Origin of the sequence: Streptomyces sp. NPDC007875 (genome assembly GCF_042868035.1) — a bacterium.
Lineage (GTDB): Bacteria > Actinomycetota > Actinomycetes > Streptomycetales > Streptomycetaceae > Streptomyces > Streptomyces antimycoticus.
This window is the reverse complement of sequence record NZ_JBIADZ010000022.1, coordinates 43,544-65,727: the sequence shown is the minus strand read 5'-3', so window position 1 is coordinate 65,727 and position 22,184 is coordinate 43,544. Positions and strand designations below refer to the sequence as shown.

The 22,184-nt window shown below is 70.6% G+C and carries 20 protein-coding genes, 1 tRNA gene and 1 pseudogene; 13 read left to right on the top strand and 9 right to left on the bottom strand.

All coding sequences use genetic code 11. The features are described 5' to 3' along the window. Window positions 1-26: 26 nt before the first annotated feature. Genes ACFYOY_RS35000 through ACFYOY_RS34990 form a run of 3 tightly spaced genes read left to right on the top strand, consistent with a single transcriptional unit; the run spans window position 27 to window position 4,279 of the window. Complete coding sequence (locus ACFYOY_RS35000) at window positions 27-2,177, top strand: acetyl/propionyl/methylcrotonyl-CoA carboxylase subunit alpha (RefSeq protein WP_388591545.1); 2,151 nt, start codon at window positions 27-29, stop codon at window positions 2,175-2,177. Then, entirely contained in the window at window positions 2,177-3,109 is a 933-nt protein-coding gene (locus tag ACFYOY_RS34995; RefSeq protein WP_388591484.1) for a hydroxymethylglutaryl-CoA lyase, read from the top strand. Before ACFYOY_RS35000 ends, ACFYOY_RS34995 begins: the two co-directional genes overlap by 1 nt. Before the next feature lie 3 nt (window positions 3,110-3,112). Then, complete coding sequence (locus ACFYOY_RS34990) at window positions 3,113-4,279, top strand: acyl-CoA dehydrogenase family protein (RefSeq protein WP_174887363.1); 1,167 nt, start codon at window positions 3,113-3,115, stop codon at window positions 4,277-4,279. Between the two features lie 74 nt (window positions 4,280-4,353). On the opposite strand, the gene ACFYOY_RS34985 is transcribed toward ACFYOY_RS34990, so the two are convergent. Next, complete coding sequence (locus tag ACFYOY_RS34985) at window positions 4,354-5,988, bottom strand: beta-N-acetylhexosaminidase (RefSeq protein WP_388591481.1); 1,635 nt, start codon at window positions 5,986-5,988, stop codon at window positions 4,354-4,356. 103 nt (window positions 5,989-6,091) lie between these two features. Here ACFYOY_RS34985 and ACFYOY_RS34980 point away from each other — a divergent pair, with 103 nt between their 5' ends. From ACFYOY_RS34980 to glmS, 3 genes are all read left to right on the top strand, one after another. Beyond that, on the top strand, window positions 6,092-7,000 hold the full coding sequence (locus ACFYOY_RS34980; RefSeq protein ID WP_388591479.1) for a DUF4429 domain-containing protein: 909 nt from the start codon (window positions 6,092-6,094) through the stop codon (window positions 6,998-7,000). A 110-nt stretch (window positions 7,001-7,110) separates the two neighbouring features. Further along, entirely contained in the window at window positions 7,111-7,386 is a 276-nt protein-coding gene (locus ACFYOY_RS34975) for a hypothetical protein (RefSeq protein ID WP_037953108.1), read from the top strand. A 96-nt stretch (window positions 7,387-7,482) separates the two neighbouring features. Further along, window positions 7,483-9,315 carry a glutamine--fructose-6-phosphate transaminase (isomerizing) gene (gene glmS, locus ACFYOY_RS34970; RefSeq protein WP_388591477.1) on the top strand — a complete coding sequence of 611 codons (1,833 nt, stop codon included), beginning with the start codon at window positions 7,483-7,485 and terminating at the stop codon, window positions 9,313-9,315. 597 nt (window positions 9,316-9,912) lie between these two features. Here the strand turns inward: glmS and ACFYOY_RS34965 are convergent. Beyond that, on the bottom strand, window positions 9,913-10,434 hold the full coding sequence (locus tag ACFYOY_RS34965; protein ID WP_093462001.1) for a universal stress protein: 522 nt from the start codon (window positions 10,432-10,434) through the stop codon (window positions 9,913-9,915). Between the two features lie 498 nt (window positions 10,435-10,932). Between ACFYOY_RS34965 and ACFYOY_RS34960 the strand changes: the two genes are divergently transcribed. The 4 genes from ACFYOY_RS34960 (at window position 10,933) to ACFYOY_RS34945 (ending at window position 13,925) form a co-directional block, all read left to right on the top strand. Next, window positions 10,933-11,307: a hypothetical protein gene (locus tag ACFYOY_RS34960; RefSeq protein ID WP_351889201.1), complete on the top strand. Its 375-nt coding sequence runs from the start codon at window positions 10,933-10,935 to the stop codon at window positions 11,305-11,307. Window positions 11,308-11,804: 497 nt separating this feature from the next. Further along, on the top strand, window positions 11,805-13,127 hold the full coding sequence (locus ACFYOY_RS34955; protein ID WP_059142079.1) for a helix-turn-helix domain-containing protein: 1,323 nt from the start codon (window positions 11,805-11,807) through the stop codon (window positions 13,125-13,127). A gap of 5 nt (window positions 13,128-13,132) precedes the next feature. Continuing rightward, entirely contained in the window at window positions 13,133-13,741 is a 609-nt protein-coding gene (gene orn / locus ACFYOY_RS34950; RefSeq protein WP_351889209.1) for an oligoribonuclease, read from the top strand. A gap of 111 nt (window positions 13,742-13,852) precedes the next feature. Beyond that, a tRNA-His gene (locus ACFYOY_RS34945) sits at window positions 13,853-13,925 on the top strand. Between the two features lie 146 nt (window positions 13,926-14,071). Here ACFYOY_RS34945 and ACFYOY_RS34940 read toward each other — a convergent pair. Beyond that, window positions 14,072-14,861 (bottom strand): annotated as a pseudogene (locus ACFYOY_RS34940) (DUF5753 domain-containing protein). Between the two features lie 146 nt (window positions 14,862-15,007). Here ACFYOY_RS34940 and ACFYOY_RS34935 point away from each other — a divergent pair. After that, window positions 15,008-15,367, top strand: a complete 360-nt coding sequence (locus ACFYOY_RS34935; protein ID WP_388591474.1) for an ATP-binding protein — start codon at window positions 15,008-15,010, stop codon at window positions 15,365-15,367. 34 nt (window positions 15,368-15,401) lie between these two features. On the opposite strand, the gene ACFYOY_RS34930 is transcribed toward ACFYOY_RS34935, so the two are convergent. Continuing rightward, window positions 15,402-15,617: a hypothetical protein gene (locus tag ACFYOY_RS34930; RefSeq protein ID WP_351889971.1), complete on the bottom strand. Its 216-nt coding sequence runs from the start codon at window positions 15,615-15,617 to the stop codon at window positions 15,402-15,404. Window positions 15,618-15,774: 157 nt separating this feature from the next. On the opposite strand from ACFYOY_RS34930, the gene ACFYOY_RS34925 reads away from it, so the two are divergent. Beyond that, window positions 15,775-16,377: a hypothetical protein gene (locus ACFYOY_RS34925; protein ID WP_351889668.1), complete on the top strand. Its 603-nt coding sequence runs from the start codon at window positions 15,775-15,777 to the stop codon at window positions 16,375-16,377. Window positions 16,378-16,421: 44 nt separating this feature from the next. Here ACFYOY_RS34925 and ACFYOY_RS34920 read toward each other — a convergent pair whose 3' ends face one another. Next, window positions 16,422-16,799 carry a MerR family transcriptional regulator gene (locus tag ACFYOY_RS34920; RefSeq protein ID WP_351889673.1) on the bottom strand — a complete coding sequence of 126 codons (378 nt, stop codon included), beginning with the start codon at window positions 16,797-16,799 and terminating at the stop codon, window positions 16,422-16,424. Between the two features lie 86 nt (window positions 16,800-16,885). Beyond that, window positions 16,886-17,245 carry a helix-turn-helix domain-containing protein gene (locus ACFYOY_RS34915; RefSeq protein ID WP_351889679.1) on the bottom strand — a complete coding sequence of 120 codons (360 nt, stop codon included), beginning with the start codon at window positions 17,243-17,245 and terminating at the stop codon, window positions 16,886-16,888. Between the two features lie 43 nt (window positions 17,246-17,288). On the opposite strand from ACFYOY_RS34915, the gene ACFYOY_RS34910 reads away from it, so the two are divergent. Then, window positions 17,289-17,843 (top strand): STAS domain-containing protein, encoded by a 555-nt coding sequence (locus ACFYOY_RS34910; RefSeq protein WP_388591471.1) that lies wholly within the window; start codon window positions 17,289-17,291, stop codon window positions 17,841-17,843. On the opposite strand, the gene ACFYOY_RS34905 is transcribed toward ACFYOY_RS34910, so the two are convergent. The 3 genes from ACFYOY_RS34905 to ACFYOY_RS34895 all read right to left on the bottom strand — a co-directional run bounded on the left by ACFYOY_RS34905 (window position 17,821) and on the right by ACFYOY_RS34895 (window position 21,951). After that, entirely contained in the window at window positions 17,821-18,570 is a 750-nt protein-coding gene (locus tag ACFYOY_RS34905; protein WP_351889690.1) for a Clp protease N-terminal domain-containing protein, read from the bottom strand. The genes ACFYOY_RS34910 and ACFYOY_RS34905 overlap by 23 nt on opposite strands. A gap of 88 nt (window positions 18,571-18,658) precedes the next feature. Next, window positions 18,659-18,931, bottom strand: coding sequence for a hypothetical protein (locus ACFYOY_RS34900; protein WP_351889695.1), 273 nt, complete (start codon window positions 18,929-18,931; stop codon window positions 18,659-18,661). A 128-nt stretch (window positions 18,932-19,059) separates the two neighbouring features. Continuing rightward, a complete protein-coding gene (locus tag ACFYOY_RS34895; RefSeq protein WP_388591468.1) occupies window positions 19,060-21,951 on the bottom strand; it encodes a glycoside hydrolase family 48 protein in 2,892 nt (963 codons plus the stop codon). Window positions 21,952-22,184: the final 233 nt, after the last annotated feature.

The window sequence follows — 22,184 nt, the reverse complement described above, 5'->3', positions numbered from 1 at the left end:
CGCGTGCGGCGAGCCCGTCGCCCGCGATGTTCGGCACCGTGCTGGTGGCCAACCGCGGTGAGATCGCCGTGCGCGTCATCCGCACCCTGCGGCGGCTGGGCGTGCGCTCGGTCGCCGTCTACAGCGACGCGGACGCGGACGCCCGCCATGTGCGCGAGGCGGACACGGCGGTGCGGATCGGCCCCGCCCCCGCCGCGGAGAGCTATCTGTCCATCGAGCGGCTGCTGGACGCCGCGGCGCGCACCGGCGCCCAGGCCGTCCACCCCGGCTACGGCTTCCTCGCGGAGAACGGGGCGTTCGCCCGCGCCTGCGCCGACGCGGGCCTGGCCTTCATCGGGCCGCCCGCCGGGGCCATCGAGCTGATGGGCGACAAGATCCGCGCCAAGGAGACCGTGCACACGGCCGGGGTGCCGGTGGTGCCGGGCTCCTCGGGCAGCGGGCTGACGGACGACCAGCTCACCGCCGCCGCGCGGGAGATCGGGATGCCGGTGCTGCTGAAGCCCTCGGCGGGCGGCGGCGGCAAGGGCATGCGGCTCGTCCGCGACGAGGCACTGCTGGCCGACGAGATCGCGGCCGCACGGCGCGAGGCGCGCGGGGCGTTCGGCGATGACACGCTGCTGGTGGAGCGCTGGATCGACCGGCCCCGGCATATCGAGATCCAGGTGCTGGCGGACGGCCAGGGGCACGCGGTCCACCTCGGGGAGCGCGAGTGCTCGCTGCAGCGCCGCCATCAGAAGATCATCGAGGAGGCGCCCAGCCCACTGCTGGACGAGGCCACCCGGGCGCGGATGGGCGAGGCCGCGGTAGCCGCGGCGCGGTCGTGCGGCTATGTGGGCGCGGGCACGGTCGAGTTCATCGTGCCGGGCGACGATCCGTCCGCGTACTGCTTCATGGAGATGAACACCCGCCTCCAGGTGGAGCATCCGGTCACCGAGCTGACGGTGTCCGTCGGCGGCCAGGCCGGTCTGGACCTGGTGGAGTGGCAGCTGCGCGTCGCCGCGGGCGAGCCGCTGCCGTTCGAGCAGGACGAGATCGGCTTCAGCGGGCATGCGGTGGAGGCCCGTATCTGCGCCGAGACCGCCCGCGCGACTGCCGACGGCCGGGTGGACTTCCTGCCCTCGGCCGGCACCGTGCTGGCGCTGGACGAGCCGGAGGGCGAGGGGGTGCGGGTCGACTCCGGGCTGAGCGCGGGCACCGAGGTCGGCACGGTCTACGACCCGATGCTCGCCAAGGTCATCGCCCACGGCCCCGACCGCCCCACCGCCCTGCGCCGGCTGCGCGCCGCCCTCGGCTCCCTGACCGTCCTGGGCGTGGACACCAACACCGGCTTTCTGCGCCGTCTGGCCGCCCACCCCTCGGTCGCCTCGGGCGAGCTCGACACGGGCCTGGTCGACCGCGCGGCGGCCTCGCTGATCCCGCCGGCCATACCGGAGGAGATCTACGCGGCGGCGGCCTTGCTGCGCCAGGCGGCGCTGGAGCCCGCGGCTCCGCGTGGCGGCGGATCCGGCGGGCGCCCGGAGCCTGGCGGATCCGGCCTCGGCGGCCCGGCCGCGGACGTTTGGGTCGATCCGTTCTCGGTGCCGACCGGCTGGCGCCTCGGCGGCGATCCCGCCTGGACGGTCCACCGCCTCCGCGTAGCGGGCCACCCCCCGGTGACGGTCCGTGTGCGCGGCCGCGCACACGACGCGGAGGTACGCATCGAGCAGCCCGACGACGCCGCAGCCCCCGTCCCCGGTACCGACGCGGGTGCCGCCGTGCGAGCGCGGCTCGTCGCCGTGGACAACAGCTCCGTGCTGCTGGACCTCGGCGGGGTCACCCACCGCTTCCGCCATGCCGCGCACGGCGCGAGCCACTGGCTGGGGCGGGACGGGGACACCTGGCGCGTGGTCGGGCACGACCCCGTGGAGGAGGCGCTGCGCGGAGGCGCCTCCGCCGCCCACGCCGGGGAGCTGACCGCGCCCATGCCCGGCACCGTCACCGTCGTGAAGGCAGCGGTCGGCGATGATGTCACCGCGGGTCAGGGCCTGCTGGTGGTCGAGGCGATGAAGATGGAGCACCTCATCTCCGCCCCGCACGACGGCACCGTCACCGAGCTCGATGTGACCCCCGGCAGCACGGTCGCCATGGACCAGCTGCTGGCCGTCGTCACCCCGCACGAGAGCGAGGAGCGTGAGTGATGACCCTCCCCATGACCGTCCCGGCCCCCGGGTTGCCCACCCGGATCCGGATCTATGAGGTGGGCCCGCGGGACGGGCTGCAGAACGAGAAGGCGCTGGTCCCGGTGGCCATCAAGGCCGAGTTCATCCGGCGGCTCGCCGAGGCCGGTCTCACCACCATCGAGGCCACCAGCTTCGTCCATCCCAAGTGGGTGCCCCAACTGGCGGACGCCGAGGAGCTGATGCCGCTGATCGACGATGTGGCCGCCCGGCTCCCCGTGCTCGTGCCCAATGAGCGCGGTCTCGACCGCGCCCTCGCGCTGGGCGCGCGCGAGATCGCCGTCTTCGCCAGCACCACGGAGTCCTTCGCCAAGGCCAATCTCAACCGCACGGTGGACGGCGCGCTGGAGATGTTCGAGCCGGTCGTCGCCAAGGCCAAGGACGCGGGCGTGGCCGTGCGCGGCTATCTGTCGATGTGCTTCGGCGACCCATGGGAGGGGCAGGTCCCGATCTCCCAGACCGTCTCGGTCAGCCGCCGCCTGCTGGACATGGGATGCGACGAGATCAGCCTCGGCGACACCATCGGCGTGGCCACCCCCGGCCATGTGCGGGAGCTGCTGGCCACGCTCAACGAGGCGGGCGTCACCAACGACCGGCTGGCCGTGCACTTCCACGACACCTACGGCCAGGCACTCGCCAACACCCTCGCCGCGCTCCAGCACGGCGTGACCACCGTCGACGCCTCCGCCGGTGGCCTCGGCGGCTGCCCCTACGCCAAGAGCGCCACCGGCAATCTCGCCACCGAAGACCTCGTGTGGATGCTCGACGGCCTCGGCATCGAGACCGGGGTCGACATCGGCCGTCTCACCGCCACCAGCGTGTGGATGGCCCGGCATCTGGGCCGGCCCAGCCCGTCCCGCACCGTCCGCGCCCTCTCCCAGAAGGAGACCTGAGCCATGCCGATCGACCACCGACTCTCCCCCGAACACGAGGAACTGCGCCGCACCGTCGAGGCGTTCGCGCATGATGTGGTCGCCCCCAAGATCGGGGAGTACTGGGAGCACCATGAGTTCCCGTACGAGATCGTCCGCGAGATGGGCCGGATGGGCCTGTTCGGCCTGCCCTTCCCGGAGGAGTACGGGGGCATGGGCGGGGACTACTTCGCGCTCTGCCTCGCCCTGGAGGAGCTGGCCCGGGTGGACTCCTCGGTGGCGATCACCCTGGAGGCCGGCGTCTCGCTCGGCGCGATGCCGATCTTCCTCTACGGCACCGAGGAGCAGAAGCGCACCTGGCTGCCGGGGCTCTGCTCCGGGGAGACCCTGGGCGCGTTCGGCCTGACCGAGCCCGGCGGCGGCTCGGACGCGGGCGCCACCCGCACCACGGCCCGGCTGGACGAGGCCACCGGCGAGTGGGTGATCAACGGCACCAAGTGCTTCATCACCAACTCCGGTACGGACATCACCGCGCTGGTCACCGTCACGGCCGTCACCGGCCGCAAGGAGGACGGCCGCCCCGAGATCTCCTCGATCATCGTGCCGTCCGGCACCCCCGGCTTCACCGTGGCCGCCCCCTACTCCAAGGTGGGGTGGAACGCCTCGGACACCCGCGAGCTGTCCTTCGCCGACTGCCGGGTCCCGGCCGCGAATCTGCTGGGCGCCGAGGCCCGGGGCTACGCCCAGTTCCTGCGGATACTGGACGAGGGCCGGATCGCGATCTCCGCCCTGGCCACCGGGCTCGCCCAGGGCTGTGTGGACGAGTCGGTGGCGTACGCCAGGACCCGCGAGGCGTTCGGCCGCCCCATCGGCGCCAACCAGGCCATCCAGTTCAAGCTGGCCGATATGGAGATGCGCGCCCATATGGCCCGGGTCGCCTGGCGGGACGCGGCCTCCCGCCTCGTCCTCGGCGAGCCGTTCAAGAAGGAGGCGTCGATCGCGAAGCTCTACTCCTCCGAGATCGCGGTGGACAACGCCCGCGAGGCCACCCAGATCCACGGTGGCTACGGCTTCATGAACGAATATCCGGTGGCCCGGATGTGGCGCGACTCCAAGATCCTGGAGATCGGCGAGGGCACCAGCGAGGTCCAGCGGATGCTGATCGCGCGGGAGCTGGGCTTCGCGAGCTGAGCCACCACGGAGTGGGTCCCGGGGGCAGCGCCCCCGGGACCCAGCCCCGGCACCGGCACCGTGCCGGAAGAAGCTCAGCTCGTGGGCCAGGGGATCTGCGGGGAGTGGTAGTACGTGATGCCCATGGCGTCCCAGCGGGGACCCTGCGCCGCCACCCGGACCCGGTAGCTTTCCCAGTCATGTGTGCTCGCGGGCGACCAGCCGAGCTCGGCGATGCCGGGGAGACGCGGGAAGGCCATGTATTCGATGTGCGAGCTGGTCTCGAGGGTCTCCGACCACAGCGGCGCCTCGACACCGAGCACCGAGGACGCCGGGGCGTCCTTGATGTAGGTGCCCGGGTCCCAGTCGTAGGACTGCTTCGCCTCGACGTACCCGGCCCAGTTCTGCCCCAGCGGCGTGTTGGCGTCGTACTTCATGTCCAGATAGGCCCGGTTGGCCGGTGAGAGGATCAGCTGGGTGCCCGCCTTGGCCGCCTCCGCGACCTCCTTCTCGCTCCCGTCCGTCCCCCAGTACTGGGCGATCGCCCCCTTCGCGGGATGCGCACCGGTCAGCTGATGCCAGCCGATCGCCGTCTTGCCGTACTTGGCGACCACCGGCTGTACCCGGTCCATGAAGGCCACATAGTCCTCATGGCTGGTGGAGTGGGCCTCGTCCCCGCCGATGTGGAGGTAGGGGCCGGGGGTGAGCGCGGCGAGCTCGCGGATGACGTCGTCCACGAAGTCGTACGTCACGTCCTTCGGCACGCACAGCGAGCTGAAACCGACCTCGGTGCCGGTGTAGAGCGGCGGGGCGACGCCGTCGCAGTTCAGCTCCGCGTAGGAGGCGAGCGCCGCGTTGGTGTGGCCCGGCATGTCGATCTCGGGGACGACGGTCAGCTCACGGCTGGCCGCGTAGCTCACGATCTCGCGGTAGTCGTCCTTGGTGTAGTAGCCGCCGGGGCCACCCCCGACCTGGGTGGAGCCGCCGTGCGTGGTCAGCCGCGGCCAGGAATCGATCGCGATCCGCCACCCCTGGTCGTCCGAGAGGTGCAGATGCAGCCTGTTGATCTTGTAGAGGGCCAGCTGGTCGATATAGCGCTTGACCTGGTCCACGCCGAAGAAGTGCCGGGAGACATCGAGCATCGCGCCCCGCCAGGCATACCGCGGCTCATCGGTGATGGTGCCGGCGGAGATCCGCCAGGGGCCCGCCTGCCGGGTGGTGCGCTCGATGGACGCGGGCAGCAGCTGCCGCAGCGTCTGGACGCCGTGGAACAGCCCCGCGGAGCCGCGCGCGGTGACGGTGATGGCGCGGCCGGTCACCTCCAGCCGGTATCCCTCCGCGCCCAGCTTCGACACCGCGGCGGCCTTGGGCGTCAGCCGCAGCCGGATGCCGTCGCCGCCCGCCCGCGCGGTGACGGGCAGCCGATAGCCGGTGGCGGGGCGCAGCACCGTCGCGAGGTAGTCGGCCACCCGGCGTGCCGAGCGCGCCGAGCCGTCGGAGCCGGACACCCGGATGGGGGTGTCGGGGTGGATCGTGTACGAGCCCGCCGCGGGCCGTACGGACGCGGGTGCGGGCACGACCCGGTCCAGGGGGGTCGGGGCGGCCGCGGCGTCCGGAGCGGAGGACGAGGGAGCAGCCGGAGCGGCGGAGGCGGAGGAGGCTGCGGTCCCCGCCCCGGCCACCACCGTCAGCAGGAGGGAACACAGAAGTCGGGCACGACGTCGTCTCACAGGGGGTCCCTTCAACGCAACGTGGCATCTTGGGTACCGCGGCGCCCAGTTGCGGTCAAGGTGTAGACCAATGTGTCGCTGTGGGCCTGTCAGAATTCCCCGCATGGCGGAAATCACCCAGCGCGATGGCGCCTGGAGCTTTGACGGGGAAGCGATCCGGATCGTCCCGGGGCGGGACCGCAGTGTGCACGCCGTACGGCAGGCGCTCGGCGAACTGACGGTCCCCCTGGTGGCCTTGGCCGGTGCCGCCTATGAGCCGGGGCGCAAGTCGGGCCGGCTGCGGCTGCGGCTGCGCGAGGGGGCGGACCCGCTGCTGCAGACCACCGGCGGCAAGCTGCCGGACGCCGCCGATCCGTATCAGCTCTCGGTGGAACCGGAGCGTAGGGATCTCGCCGAGTATCTGGTCGACGAGGTCCGCCAGGGCCTGGCCCTGGATCAGGTGCCGCCCGGCCCCTGCGACCACTATGTGCTGCCCGGCCCCCCGGTGCCGGTCTCGGCCTCGGCGGGCGACGCCACGGCCTCGTTCGACGGTGAGCGGATCCGGCTGGACTGGAACTGGAAGACCGAGGAGTCGAAGAAGTCCGGCGGCCCGCGCACGATCCTCCTGCCGGACCTGGAGCTGGTGGAGTGGGTCCCGGCGGCCGGGCTGGAGAACGGCTATCTCCGCTTCGTCGTGGCGAAGGCCACGGCGACGGCCGCGCCCAAGTACGACCCGCATGCCGTGGTGCTGTACGGCTTCAAGAAGGATCCGCTGATGGCGCTGGTCGCGGCGGCCGTCATCGCGCGGATGCCGCATCCGGGCGCCCCGGCGAAGGCACTCCCCGCCCAGCCGCCCGCCCCCGGGCCGCCCGCGGGCATCCCGCCCGCCGCAGGCGACGAGGGTGGCGTGGATCACGACGTCCTGCTGCGACGGCTGCGCGAACTCGGCGATCTTCACCAGAGCGGGATCCTCACCGAGGCGGAGTTCACCACCGCCAAACAGGCCGTGCTCCGCCGCTTTTCCGGCGCCTGAGACACGGGCTCGCGTCATCAAGGAGCGGTTTTCTCGCCATTGAGGCCCACTCCTGCCCGATATCGGGCAGGAATGTTGCGAAACACTTCGCCGCATCGCAGTATCAACGGATGCTCGACCGCCGAATGTCCCACGATGACCTGATCGACCACCTGGTCCGCAGTACGCCGCTCAGCCGCGGCGAGGCGGGCCGGGTGGTGCTGGACGTACTGGCGTACTTCGACGAGACGACTGAGGAGTTCGTCCGGCGCCGCCACCGCGAGCTGCAGTCCGGCGGGCTGACCAACGCGGACATCTTCGAGCGGATCACGGCCGAGTTGCCGTACCGCGCGGTGGCCCCGCCCGAACTCTCGCTGCGCCAGCTGCGCCGCATCGTCTACGGCTGACGGCGCCGGTCCACGGCGCCACTCCACGAGGGCGGCCGCCACCGCCGGACACGAGCACGAGCATGCACGAGCGATCAATGGGAGGGCCTGAACACCATGTGCGGAATCGTCGGATACATCGGCAAGCGCGATGTGGCGCCGCTGCTGCTGGAGGGGCTGCAGCGCCTGGAGTACCGCGGCTATGACTCCGCGGGCATCGCGATCCAGGGCAAGCCCGCCAAGGGCGCCCAGAGCGCCGGGCTGAAGACCGCCAAGGCCAAGGGCCGGGTCCGCGAGCTGGAGGCCAGGCTTCCCAAGCGGTTCGCGGGCACCACCGGGATCGCCCACACCCGCTGGGCCACCCATGGCGCGCCCAATGACACCAACGCGCATCCGCATCTGGACGCGGACGGCAAGGTCGCCGTCGTCCACAACGGCATCATCGACAACGCCGCCGATCTGCGCGACAAGCTGGCCGCCGACGGCGTCGAGCTGGCCTCCGACACCGACTCCGAGGCGCTCGCCCATCTCATCGGCCGCTCCCAGGCGCCCACTCTGGAGGAGAAGGTCCGCCACGCGCTCTCGATGGTCGAGGGCACCTACGGCATCGCCGTACTGCACGCCGGCTTCCCCGACCGCATCGTCGTCGCCCGCAACGGCTCGCCGGTGGTGCTGGGCATCGGCGAGAAGGAGATGTTCGTCGCCTCCGACGTCGCCGCGCTGGTCAGCCACACCCGCCAGGTGGTCACCCTGGACGACGGCGAGATGGCCACCCTCAAGGCCGACGACTACCGCACCTACACCACCGAGGGCAGCCGCACCTCCACCTCCCCCACCACCGTGGAGTGGGAGGCCGAGTCGTACGACATGGGCGGCCACGACACCTATATGCACAAGGAGATCCACGAGCAGGTCGACGCCGTGGACCGGGTGCTGCGCGGCCGGATCGACGACCGCTTCTCCACCGTCCGGCTGGGCGGGCTCAACCTGGACGCCCGCGAGGCGCGCGGGGTGCGCCGGGTCAAGATCCTCGGCTGTGGTTCGGCGTACCACACGGGCCTGATCGGGGCCCAGCTGATCGAGGAGCTGGCCCGGATCCCGGCGGACGCGGAGCCCGCGAGCGAGTTCCGCTACCGCAACCCGGTCGTGGACCCGGACACCCTCTACATCGCGGTCAGCCAGTCCGGCGAGACCTACGACACCCTGGCGGCCGTCCAGGAGCTCAAGCGCAAGGGCGCGCGGGTGCTCGGCGTCGTCAACGTCGTGGGCAGCGCCATCGCCCGGGAGACGGACGGCGGGGTGTACGTCCACGCGGGCCCGGAGGTGTGTGTCGTCTCCACCAAGTGCTTCACCAACACCGCCGTCGCCTTCGCGCTGCTCGCCCTCCACCTGGGCCGGATCCGCGATCTCTCGGTCGCCGACGGCAAGCGGATCATCGCCGGGCTGCGCAAGCTGCCCGAGCAGATCGCCGAGGTGCTGAGCGGCGAGGAAGAGATCAAAAAGCTCGCCGCGGAATATGCGAACGCAAAGAGCATGATGTTCGTCGGGCGGGTCCGCGGCTACCCGGTGGCGCGCGAGGCGTCCCTGAAGCTGAAGGAGGTCTCCTACGTCCACGCTGAGGCGTACCCGGCCTCCGAGCTCAAGCACGGGCCGCTCGCGCTGATCGAGCCCGAGGTGCCGACCGTGGCGGTCCTGCCGGATGACGACCTGCTGGAGAAGAACCGCGCGACGCTGGAGGAGATCAAGGCCCGCAGCGGCCGGATCCTGGCCGTCGCCCACCGGGAGCAGGAGAAGGCGGACCACACGATCGTGGTACCCCGCAACGAGGTGGAGCTCGACCCGATCCTCATGGGCATCCCGCTCCAACTGCTCGCCTATCACACGGCGCTGGCGCTCGGCCGGGACATCGACAAGCCCCGCAACCTCGCCAAGTCGGTGACGGTCGAGTAGCCCGCACCCCCACGCGACCTCGGCGAATCCTCCACGAACCCCTTGGCGGTCCCCCGCGTGTGCCACCACGCACGCGGGGGCCGCCTCCCCTTCGCCGACGTCGCCCTATTACGCCGGCGGCTGGCCGACGCGCGGGAACCGTCACTTCCCGCGCGCCAGCACGATCGAACGTTTTGTACCCCTCACAAACGCACAATCCACCTCTACGCACGGGTAGGTTTGTCCGTTGTCAAGATGAACTTGACGCCATCTCACCTGCGGTCAAGGGGAGTTGAGGGTGTCCGGTTCCAGGCGTCCGGGCCAAGTCGTGCCGACGGCAGAGGTTTTGGGCTGAACAACCGCGCTTGACGAACAGCCGCCGGAGGCACGGCACGCAAGGACTCGGGGACTTGGAGGGGCCGGGAAGGCCCGCAGGAGCCGCTCAGGGGCGCTCGGGGACATGTGAAGCGCCTGGAGCGCTCTGAGGCACCAGGAGACACCCGGTGACACTCAGGAGATGCTCAGCGGACGTCCGGGGGACACCCGGCGGACGTCAGGGGACGCCCGGGGAATGCCCCGCGGACGCCAGGAGAGAACCAAGGGACGCCCAGCCGACGCTCAGGGGATGACGATGACGGGCCGCTGCGCCCGCCGTGCGAGCCGCCCCGCGACCGAGCCGAAGATCCGCCCCACCAGCCCGTGCGTGGAGCCCACCACAATGGCGTCGGCCGCGTACTCCCGGCCGACCTCCTCCAGCTCATGGCAGATGTCCCCGCCACGCTCGACGAGGATCCAGGGCACCTCGGAGAGATGATCGGCGCAGGCCAGCTCAAGCCCCAGCACCTCGGTGCGGTGATCGGGGACGTCGACGAAGACCGGCGGCTCACAGCCCGCCCACACCGTCGTCGGCAGCCGGTTGGCCACGTGGACGATGATCAGCCCTGAGCCTGAGCGCCGGGCCATGCCGATGGCGTACGCGAGGGCGCGCTCGCTCGACGTGGAACCGTCGAATCCCACCACAACACCGTGCTGGAACGCTGGATCGCAGGAATGACGTGTTTCTTCCGCCGCTTCGGGGGTCGCCATGTGATCGGCGACCCGCTTGCGGTCCGCGGGTTCGGGGATTTCGTGACCGGCCATCGGTGTCTCGGCGAAGGATGTCCTCGTGCGGAGGGATCGGCGGGGGCTCAGGTTGGGGGTTGTCGGGGGACTTGAGCTCCGCTGGAGCTCGGGGACGATCTCGAGGGGTCGAAATCCGTCCGGGATTCATCTTTCCAAGCCCTTACCCCCAAGGGTACGGCGGCATTCACCACCTGCCCAGAGGTAGCCACGGGAGCGGAGCCGCCCGAAGCGTTCCCCGGAGCATGCCGGAGGGCGGCCCGTAACGCAATGCCCCAAGTGGTCCCCGCCACGCCCGGGCCCCGGCCCGGTGCCCGGCCCGGCCGGACCGCCGCGGCACGCCGCGCGGCCGCCCGGCAGTGACCTGGGGGCGGGCCGGGCGTTGTAGTAGCGGCAGCCGGTACGGCGGCCCCGGCGCGCCCCGCTCACCTGCCCGGATCCCCGGCCCGCCGCCCCTCCCCACCCCCGCGCGGAGCGCCCTGCCGACATCTCGCCGGCCGCTCGAGAGGAGCCTTGCCCGTGTCCGTCGCCCGCGAGTACGACGCCCCCGGCGGCATCCCCGGCGACACGGCCGGGACACCCGGACGGCCCCATATTCCAAGCCCCGCTCGAGCCCCGGTCCAGCCCACCGCTAGCGACGCGGTGAGCGAGGTGATCCGCTGGGCGGCCTTCGGCTGCGCCGTGGTCCCCGTCGTCCTGCTCATGTGCGGATTACCGGTCGGCGGCGCCCTGGGGGCCGGTGCGGGCCTCGCCGCCGTGACGGCCGCCAGCCGCGCCCTGCTGCGCCTTTCCGAGCGCACCGCGGCCCGGCTGGACGCGGACGGCGCCAGCCCGCACCGGGGCCGCCACGGCCGTACGGGGATCGGCGCGCACCGGGGCGGCCGCCGCGTCTGAGGACGCACGAAGGCCCCGAGGCCGAGGACGCGGTCCGTAGCGCTCCGTACACTCAGCGCCGATGGAGCGCCGCTGGAGCGTCGCTCGAGCCGGGAGGATGTACGAGCCGGCCGTACGCCGGTCGCATGACGCATCCGTACGCATGCGCCCGCTTGTTTTAAGCCAACTTCGGGCCACACTTCTTCCCTTGGCAAACGCCGTGCTCAACACCCGTCCGGCCAGCGTGGAAAGGGGTCCGCGGCGCACGTACCCCCTACGGGAAGTGGGTGTCCGCACAAGGCGTACTTCACAGCGAGGGCTACGAGTGCAACGCTTCGTGATCGAATGCTTCGCGCCAAGTTCCCATGTCGACATAGTGGCGGGTGGTGAACTGGTCACGGCGACCACACGCGACACAGTAGATTCGATCTTGGCCATGACCGGCGGGGGAACCGTTCAGGACCGAGGGGAAACGTGCAGGACCGAGAGGACGCGACCACCGAGGGGGGCTTAGTGCCATGAGCCAGGACTCCACGACCGTACCGGAGACCTCGCGCAAGCTCTCCGGACGCCGGCGACGAGAAATCGTCGCGGTGCTGCTGTTCAGCGGCGGCCCCATCTTCGAAAGCTCCATCCCGCTCTCCGTCTTCGGTATCGACCGGCAGGACGCCGGAGTCCCTCGGTACCGATTGCTGGTGTGCGCGGGCGAAGATGTGCCACTGCGAACGACTGGCGGACTGGAACTGACCGCACCATACGGCCTGGAGGCACTCTCCCGGGCCGGCACCGTCGTCGTACCGGCCTGGCGGTCGATAACCCAGCCGCCACCGGCCGCCGCGCTCGACGCGCTGCGCCGCGCGCACGAGGAGGGCGCGCGGATCGTGGGCCTGTGCACCGGGGCCTTCGTACTGGCCGCCGCCGGGCTGCTGGACGGCCGCCCGGCGACCACCCACTGGATGTACGCGCCGACGCTCGCCAAACGCTATCCGTCGGTCCATGTGGACCCCCGCGAGCTCTTCGTCGACGACGGCGACGTACTGACCTCGGCGGGCACCGCCGCCGGGATCGATCTGTGCCTGCACATCGTGCGCACCGACCACGGCGCGGACGCCGCCGGCGCCCTCGCCCGGCGCCTGGTCGTCCCGCCACGCCGCAGCGGAGGGCAGGAGCGCTATCTGGACAGGTCGTTACCAGAGGAGATCGGGGCGGATCCGCTCGCCGAGGTGGTGGCGTGGGCGCTCGAGCATCTGCACGAGCAGTTCGACGTCGAGGCCCTGGCGGCCCGCGCCTATATGAGCCGCAGAACCTTCGACCGCAGGTTCCGCTCGCTCACTGGGAGCGCTCCACTGCAGTGGCTGATCACCCAGCGGGTGCTGCAGGCGCAGCGGCTCCTGGAGACCTCCGACTACTCCGTCGACGAGGTCGCCGGCCGCTGCGGCTTCCGTTCACCGGTCGCGCTGCGCGGGCACTTCCGGCGGCAGCTGGGGTCCTCCCCGGCCGCCTACCGGGCCGCGTACCGCGCCCGCAGGCCCCAAGGCGGGCCGGCGGAGCGTACGGACCGCCCCGACCGCCTGGAGCGGCTGGAGCGGGCCGACCGGCCCGACCGCGCCGAGGTGATCGAACCCCGCTCGGGCGACCACTCCCTGCCGCTGCGGCGACAGGGCGCGCCCGGCGGTCCCACCGGTCACTCGGGGCATCCTCCGCACCACCATCACGCTCCGCATCCGGACCCTGGCAAACCGGAGTCGGACGCCTACGCCCCACGCCTGCCCGAACAGGCCGCGGGCCGCGCACCGGGCCGTCCGTCCCTGCCCGGCCAGCGGGAACGCCCCGTAGGGTGAGACGTATGAACGATCGCATGGTGTGGATCGACTGCGAGATGACCGGGCTCTCGCTGGCGAACGACGCGCTTATCGAGGTGGCCGCGCTGGTCACGGACTCCGAGCTCAACATCCAGGGCGAGGGAGTGGACATCGTTGTCCGGCCCCCCGCAGAAGCGCTGGTCACCATGCCCGAGGTGGTGCGCGACATGCACACCACCTCCGGCCTGCTCGCCGAGCTCGAGGGCGGGACCACGCTCGAGGACGCCCAGGACCAGGTCCTGGCCTACATCCGCGAGCACGTCCCCGAGGCCGGCAAGGCCCCGCTGTGCGGAAACTCGGTCGGCACCGACCGGGGCTTCCTCCTCCGGGACATGCCGACGCTCGAGAGCTACCTCCACTACCGGATCGTCGACGTCTCCTCGATCAAGGAGCTGGCCCGCCGCTGGTATCCGCGGGCCTACTTCAACAGCCCCAAGAAGAACGGCAACCACCGCGCGCTCGCGGACATCCACGAGTCCATCGCCGAGCTGCGCTACTACCGTGAAGCGATCTTCGTCCCGGCGCCCGGCCCGGACTCGGACACGGCGAAGACCATCGCGGCCAAGCACGTCCTGCCCGCCCGGCAGGCCTGACCCGGGCCGGCCCGACCCGGTGCTCGCTCCCGACACCCCGAAAGCCGGGAGCGAGCACCCCTTCGGACCCTGTACACTTTTTCTCGGCCGGTGCGGAAAGCGCCGGTCATGGTGGGTATAGCTCAGCTGGTAGAGCACCTGGTTGTGGTCCAGGATGTCGCGGGTTCGAGTCCCGTTACTCACCCTCTACGAAGTGGCTGCTGACCTGTGAGAACGGGACAGCGGCCACTTTCGTCTCTCCCCGTGGCCAACTGGTGACCACCCGGGATCTTGAGAAGGGCCCTCCCTTCTGGCCTCCGGGCCGGGCGGGGGCTTTTGTCGCACCCGGAGTCAGCGCAGGGCCTCGATGGCCTTCAGGATCAATCCCCGCGCCTCGGCCCCGTACACGGCCATGCTGCGCAACTCCTCGAACGCCTTCAGATACAGCGCGATCTCCGAGGGCTGGGTGACCTGGACCCGCGCTGACAGCAGCTCGACCGGCACAAGGGTGTCGTCGTAAACGTGGAACAGCTCTTGAGGCCAGAGGACGCGCCCCCGCGTCGCGCTGGGGATGATCCCCAACGACACAGCCGGAAGGGCCCCAGCGGTAAGCAGGTGACCAAGCTGCGCGGCCATCGCGTCCTCGTCACCCAACTGGTAGCGCAGAACGCCCTCTTCGACCAGCATGACGAACCGGTGTCCCGGCTGGTGAATGACCCGCGAGCGTTCAAGGCGTGCGGCGGCAGCGTCCTCGGCATCGTCGGGAATGTCGAGCAGACGGGCGTTGGCGGACAGCAGAGCGCGCGCGTACCCCTCGGCCCGCAGCAGGCCGGGGCACCAGGGTGGGCGAGTAGATCCGGAACAGCTCCGTCGACTGGTACAGCTCCACGTAGCTGGCCTGCAGACGCTTCAGGCCCGCACGTACCTTGCGCCGCCATTCGACATACAGCGATTCGGCATCCCGCGATTGAGCGATGATGTCGGCGGCTTGGTCCTCAGCGCCGCAGGACCGGCACCAGCGGCGGACGTCGTCCGGTGTCGGCGGAGTGGGTGCGTTCTCGATGCGGGATGTCTTCGCGTGCGTCCTCGTCGCCGTGGCCGCGAAGTGCCAGCACTCGGACGACGGCGGCCCGATCGTCATCATCCCCAAGCCCAAGGGCTGATCCGGGGGTTCATCGTCCCGGACGTCGGTCCCGGCTCGCAGCCCCGCTGACGATCGCATCGGTGCGCCATGGAGGCCGGGGTGAGTATCGGGGCAGCGACTAGCACCCCGGATGCTCCCAGACCATGCGCCGGGTACCGGCGAGCGCGGAAGTCGCCCGCAAGCTGGAGCGGACCGCACTGGCCGCCTGGGACCAGGAGGACCTGGTCGAGGACGCCGCGCTGGTGATCACCGAGTTGGTCTCCAACGCCGTCGACCATGCCCGTCTGGAGTCGATCCGGGTCGTCGTCACCCGACCGTCCGAGAAATTCGTCCGCCTCGGCGTCGTGGATCGGTCCCGCAATGTTCCTTTCCTGCGGACGGACTCCAACGGCGACAACACCCGAGGCCGGGGGCTGCTGTTGGTCGACGCCCTCACGGACCGATGGGGGACGGACCGGTACCTCTGGGGCAAGCAGGTCTGGGGGGAGCTGAAGTGCGATTGATCATAGGCACCCCGACCCCGCATCCAGGGGAACCCTAGTCACCGCCACTGCCACCGTCACCGCTGGTCCGGTTCAGGCTTCGGCGTCGGTTCTTCCCGGAGCGCCGTAGCAGCTCCCCCGCGGCGAGCGTCATGGTCGCCACCACGCAGGCCCAGCGGGGCCCGCCACGCTCCGCCCACACCACACACGCGCATCCGCCGACGGCAAGCGTCAGGAGGCCGAGCAGCACCAGAACAGCCACGTTCCCCACCCTGCATTCGTTCATACGGTCCTCGTGATCGTCTCACTGGAGAGAGAGGTGGCTGAGGTTGGGCCGGGCGGCGGGATGCGGGGAACCATGAAGGGCCTCCTCGGCGTGGCACATGATGAAGGCGGTCGTCCGGTCAGAAGCGAGGTGTCGCGTCCCGATGAAGCGCAAGACCAGAATCCTCCTGGCGGGCCTGGCGTCCGTGGGCGGCGCCGTCGGCGCGGGCATGCTGCACAACCGGCGGCCTGACCGCAGGGAACGCCTTTACGTCACGTTCTACAGCGAGCCCGGCTACATGGGCCGTAACGAGAAGCTGACCTGGAACGGCGGCAAGCGCGAGGTCGTCCCGCTCAACCGGATAAAGCTGCCGCGCATCGGCTCGATCAGGCTGGACCGGCTCGTCTACCGCTTCCAGCCCGACGTGCGGCTACCGAACCCGTACTTCCTGTGGCATGCCCTCACCGAGCGCTCGGACCCCTCGGACCCCGAGGACGGCATCGTCGGCTTCATCGCCATGCACCAGCTCGCCGGGATGTTCTCGGTGGGGTTGTGGGAGCCGGTCCGCGAGTCCGAGGCGCGGTCGGGGGTGCGGCTCTGGGCCGGGCGCCCCGCGTGTGACCCGGGGGCCCCTTCCGGTAAGGCGGCCTCCGGCGCCTCGCGCTGTCACGACGTCCTGGCCAACACGCCTGACCTCGGCTCCTGGAGCACCCGCACCCGCTACCTCGAACTCGGCTACCACGGCGGGAGCGCCGCCCGCCGCTGACCGGCCGTCTGCCCTGCCTGCTCCCGCGCCGCCGCTACGGTGGATCAAGCGCTGAGCGGGGCGCACCGGGTCTCGCCGTCGACCATGCCGTCGGCCGCGGTCATGAGGGCCTCCAGGTGGTCGCGGGCCTTGGCCAGGTCGGCGATCTGGGCGTTCATACGGTCGCGTTCGGAGGTCAGGCGGGCGCGCATGGAGGGGGTGGCGACGCCGGTGTGCATGCAGGGGACGAGTTCGCGGATGGTCTTGCTGGACAGGCCCGCGGCGTAGAAGCACTGGATCATCAGGACGTGCGCGACCGCGGTGTCGGGGTAGTGGCGCTGGCCGCTGGGGCTGCGCTCCGAGGTGAGCAGGTGCTGCTCTTCGTAGTAGCGCAGCGCTCGCACACTGACGCCGGCCTGGGCGGCGAGTTCACCGATGCGCACCGTGACTCCTACCTCTGACGTCAAGGGTCGTTTCAGAGTAGTCGAGGTGTCGGGCGGCAGGGCCGGATCCCGGTGGGGCAGGAGCGTCAGTGCGCCGTCGGGTCCGGGTTTCCGCCGCCGAGGGACCCGTCGGCTTGCTTGCGCCGGGCCTCGTCCTCGAGGAGCAGGGACAGGAGCGAGGCCACGGGGAGTCCGGCCTCGGCCGGGTGGCGCAGGACCTTCCCCGGCTCGATGCGGTACGTGTTCGTGCGCCCCTCACGGGTGTGGGACAGATACCCGTCCTGCTCCAGGTCGACGATGATCTTTTGGACGGCGCGCTCCGTCAGCCTGCAGTGCGCGGCGATCTCGCGGATCCGCACGTTCGGATCGTCGGCGATCGCGGCCAGCACGCGGGCGTGGTTGGTCAGGAACGTCCATCCAGTGTGCGATTCAGGCACTCCTCCCATGCGCTCATGATATTGCCGAAGCGATAATGACGCATCCAGAAACATGAATTATGCTTCGTGTAAAGCAAGTCGTGTGATGCCGGTGCGGCGACTTGAGGGGAGCCAGAGACAGATGCACGCCCGAGACGTCTCCACGCCCGAGCCCGGGCGTCGTTCGCCGTACCGGCCGGTGCATGATGCGGCGCCCGGGGCATCGGCCGGGTCGGCGCCGTCGCGCCCCGCGGCCACGCCCCCGCCCGCCCTCATCACCGACAGCTACCAGGAGGGACCCCGGAAGGTTGTCGTGATCCGGGGGGAAGTGGACTACGAGACCGCCCCTGCCGTGTCCGCCGCCCTGCGCACAGCCCTCCTCGCTTCCGCCGAGGGTGTCGACGTGGACCTGAGAGCGGTGAGGTTCTGGGACTGCTCGGGCCTCAATGCGCTGCTGAGGCTTCGCCGAGAGGCGCTCGCACACGGCAAGACGGTCACCGTCCGCTCTCCGAGTGGCGTGGTCAGGCGCGTCCTCAGCTTGACCGGCACAGCAGCGCTGTTCCGGCCGCCGCACCCCCGCCGTTGGGCCGTCGAGGGCCGCTCGGTCACCCCTCCATCTCGTCCTTGATGGCCTCGGCGATTCGGGTCAGCGCCTTGGTGAGGGTGTCCACGGCGGTGGCCTTGTCGACGCCCAGCCCGGTCAACAGGCCCGCGCCGTCCTCGTGTTCGAGGAGGGCGAGGAGGATGTGCTCGGTGCCGATGTAGTTGTGGCCCAGCCGCAGGGCCTCGCGGAAGGTGAGCTCCAGGACCTTGCGGGCGCCCGCGTCGTACGGGATGAGTTCGGGCACCTCCTGGGCGGCCGGGGGAAGGGCCTCGGTGGCCGCCCGGCGGACGGTGTCGAGCAGGACGCCCTGGGCGAGGATCGCCTTCACGGCGAGGCTGTCCGGGTCGTGGAGGAGGCCCAGGACCAGGTGCTCGGGGCACACCTCGCCGTTGGAGGCCGCGCGGGCCTCGTTCGCCGCCGCCATCACGGCGTTCCGCGCCCGTGGGGTGTAGCGGCTGAAACCCTGGTTGGGGTCGAGGTCCGACGGTTCGCCGGGCGCCTTGGGGACGAAGCGCTTCTGGGCCGCCTGCCGCGTCACCCCCATGCTCTTGCCGATGTCGGTCCAGGACGCGCCGGAGCGGCGGGCCTGGTCCACGAAGTGGCCGATGAGGTGGTCGGCCACCTCATCGAGGTGCTCGGCGGCGATCACCGCGTCGGTGAGCTGCTCGAGAGCGTCGGTGTGGACCTTCTTGATGGCCTCGATCAGGTCGTCGAGGCGTACGGGATGACTGAGCCCGACTGGTTTCGTCATGTGTCAACCATAGGTTGACACTCGGGGGGCGTCAACGTTGGGTTGACAGCAATTCCACATCGTCCGAACCCGGCCCCGCGCGGTCCGCCTAGCCGCGGTGCTCGTGGCGCGAGCGATGCGGGGGCCAGAACGACGTCCACGTGAACTTGTCGCCGCCCACCCACCGGACCACATCCGGATCGTCCAGATCGACGTCGTCCAGGCCGGCCTCCCGGGCGATCTCGATGACGTCCAGGACCGAGTGCGCCTTGCCCGCCAGCTCGCCGGCGATCTCGACCAGACGGTACGGGGGGTCGTTCTGCTGCACGCCGAGCACCACGATCGGAGGCCGGTGAATGCGCGGGGCCTGGGATTCGGTCATATGTCCCAGGCTGCTCCCCGCGCCCTCACATCGCACGTCGGAAACGCCGGATGCGTGAGCCCGTCCCCCTCGCACGCGCGGCGGGGCCCCCGGGTCCGGGAGCCCCGCCGGTCAGGCACGGAAAGCCACTACTCGAAGAGGTCCGCGTACGACCCCATCGCCAGCGCGATATCCGCCTGGGCCCAGAACCGGTGGTACGTGAAGCTGGGCACCGCGCCGCCCTTCAGATACGCCTCGACCTTCGACCAGGCCGGGTCGTCCTTGTAGAAGGAGCGGATCGACAGGAAGGTGGAGCCGGCGTCGATCTTGTCGCCGTTCGGCATGGTCCCCGTCCAGCCGCTGGGGACGTAGACCGGGTCGTCGAAACGGTTGTAGTCGGCGCGGGACTCGGGGACCGCGATCCCGAGGGCGTCCTGGTAGTTGTTCCACATGCCGTCCAGCAGCGCCTTCGCGGTGTCCCTGGCCTGGGTGTCGCCGGACTTGGCGGCGTAGTAGGACAGGGTCTTGGCGTACGCGGCCGCCACGCCGACGTCGTTGGTGTAGTCGGCGACGGTGACGTGCAGGCTCGCGTTGGCGCCGGGGCTGGAGGCGTTCCAGGTGTCGGGCTGGCCGGACCACTGGAGGGTGGACGGGATCTGGTACGTGCCGTCGGCGTTGACGGTGGTCTTGGACAGCGCCCACTTGACCCATTTGTCCAGGACCGTCCTCGCGGAGGCGTCACCGGTGCGGTTGTAGTACTCCGCGACCCGCTCCATGGACCACGCCTGGAAGCCGAACCACTGGTTGGACGGCGGGTCGTGGTAGACGGGCTTCTCGTCGTAGTACATGCCGTAGAAGGTGGACTTGCCCGACGGCGGCGTGGCGTAGCGGCCCTGCCAGCTGTTGGTGGCGCCGCCCGCGATGGCGCCCTCGCTGGACTGCAGCCAGCGGTAGAACTCCAGCTGGCGCTTGAGGCTGGTGGACCAGTCGCTCGCGCCCGTCGCGGACTTGGGCTTGAGGTCGGCGTACGAGCTGAGGGCCCAGGCCGCCATGGGGTTCTGGTAGCCGCCGTGGGCGTGGCTGGAGCCGATGCGCCAGGACCAGCCCGCGGAGGTGTCGGTGGCGCCGCCCCAGGCGTAGTACCAGGACAGCAGGTAGTGGGAGCTGTTCTTGCCGCTGCCCGCCGCGCAGCCGGTCTCGCCGACGCAGTTGCCGACCTTCTTGAAGTACTTGTCGTACATCGCGTAGCGCAGATAGTCGCCCATCTTGGCGGCCTTGGCGATGTTGCCGGAGATCTGGCCGCCCTTGCCCTGGGCCTTGGCCCACTCCGAGGCCCAGTAGGCGGCCTGGACGACGCGGGCGTCGGCGTCGGGGGCGTTGGTGAACTTCCACTGCTTGGCGTACGCGGCGTCGCCGGTGAACAGGTCCAGATAGCCGTTCTTGCCGCCGTACTTGAAGCCGTCGCAGGTGGGCTGGGTCACGGTCTCCCAGACCGACTCCTGCGGGCCGCGCTGGAAGGTGTTGACATAGCTCGGGCCGGTGTCGCTCGGGCCCGCCTCGCACTTGCCGGGCGCGTTGCCGTAGCCGTAGACGTTGTCGACGTCCTGGATCCAATGCATGCCGTAGATGTCATCGGTGCCGTACGCGCTCTTCAGCTCGGCGGCGATGGGGTCGTTGCCGACCGGCACATTGCCGTTGAGCTGGGAGGGGTACTGGGAGGGCTGGTCCCATTCGGGCGCGTAGGTGGCCGGCTTGGAGGCGTTGTAGAAGCCGCCCGTGGGCTGGTCGGCGTGGGTGGGGATCATGTACTTCTCCATGATGTCCCACGCGTTGTTGAACTTGGACCAGTCGCCGGTGACCTTGCCGTACATCGCCTGCAGCCAGATCAGATAGCTGTACGCCTCGGAGGTCGTCTCATGGCCGTGGTCGGGGGCCTCGACGATCAGGGTCTCCACCGAGTGGTACGGAACGCCCTCGGGCGAGAAGTAGCCCGCCGAGGGTGCGGTGATCTTGTTGTAAAGGTCCAGGAAGCGGGCGTCGTAGACCTTCGCGGCGGCCAGCTGGGTGACGGTGACCTCGGCCTTGGTGTGGCCGGCGGCGGTCGCGGTGAAGGTGGCGGCACCGGTGCCGCTGTCGGCGGCGGCCACGGTCACCTGCTGGGCGGTGTCCCAGGTGGCGGGGGTGAAGGTGAGGGTGGCGCCCGAGGAGATCGTCAGCCCGGTGTTGCCCGTGGTGCGGGCGACGGAGACGGTGACGTTCGCTGACGGCTTGGTGGACAGCTTGACGCCGAACGTCCCGCTCCTGCCCTGCTGCACCCCGAGCTGACCGGGGCTCGCCACCAGCGCGGGACCGGCCGCCACATGGATGCCGACGGGGGTGGACTCGGCGGAGGCGCCCTGGCTGTCGTACGCCTTGGCGTAGAGCGAGTAGTCGCCCGCCGGGACGTCCTTGTGGTCGAAGGCGTACGGGGAGGTGGTGTCGGTGCCGAGGAGCTTGGTGTCGCTGTAGAACTCGACCTTGGTGATCGTGGCCCCGTCGGCCGCCGCGGCCGTGGCCGTCATCGGGACGGTGCCGCCGGAGGTGAAGACGGCGCCGGGAGACGGGCTGCTCAGCACCGCGATGGGCGGCTGATGGGCGCCCCGGCAGGCCACGCCGTTGACGGCGAAGGAGGTGGGGGCCGCGTTGGTGCCGCTGTAGGTGAACTGGGCGCCGGTGGTGACATTGCCCCCAGCCGCGATCTTCGCGTTGTGTCCGGCGTTGGTGACGGTGACGGTCTTGCCGGACTGCGACCAGCTGCCGTTCCAGCCATTGCTCAGTTTCTGGTTGCCGGCGTGAGTGTAGGTCAGGGTCCAGCCGTCGATGGCGTCGGTGCCGGGGTTGGTGAGGGTGAGGTCGGCGGTGAAGCCGGAGCCCCAGTCGTTGGTCTTGTAGTCGACCCCGCACTGGACCGCCGCGGCGTGCGCGGGGGCGGCGCCGCCCGCCGCGGTCATGGCCACGGGGAGCGAGAGCGCGGCGGCCAGGGCGGTCACCAGCCTTCTCATGCGTCGTCGTGTCCCTGAAAGTCGTGCCCCTGAAAGTCGTGCCCTTGATAAGGGCGAGCCACGCTGTACGCGCATCGGGGGGACCTCCTCGCGGTTCGTGCGGGTGGTGGGGGAAAGTGCGAACCAGTGGGAGCGCTCCCAAGGTTCGTGTCAGCCTGATGAGGTGTCAAGTCTTTGAACAACACCGGGTGCTCAGAGGTGTTCTACCGATAATTCCGTGAACGGGAACTGTT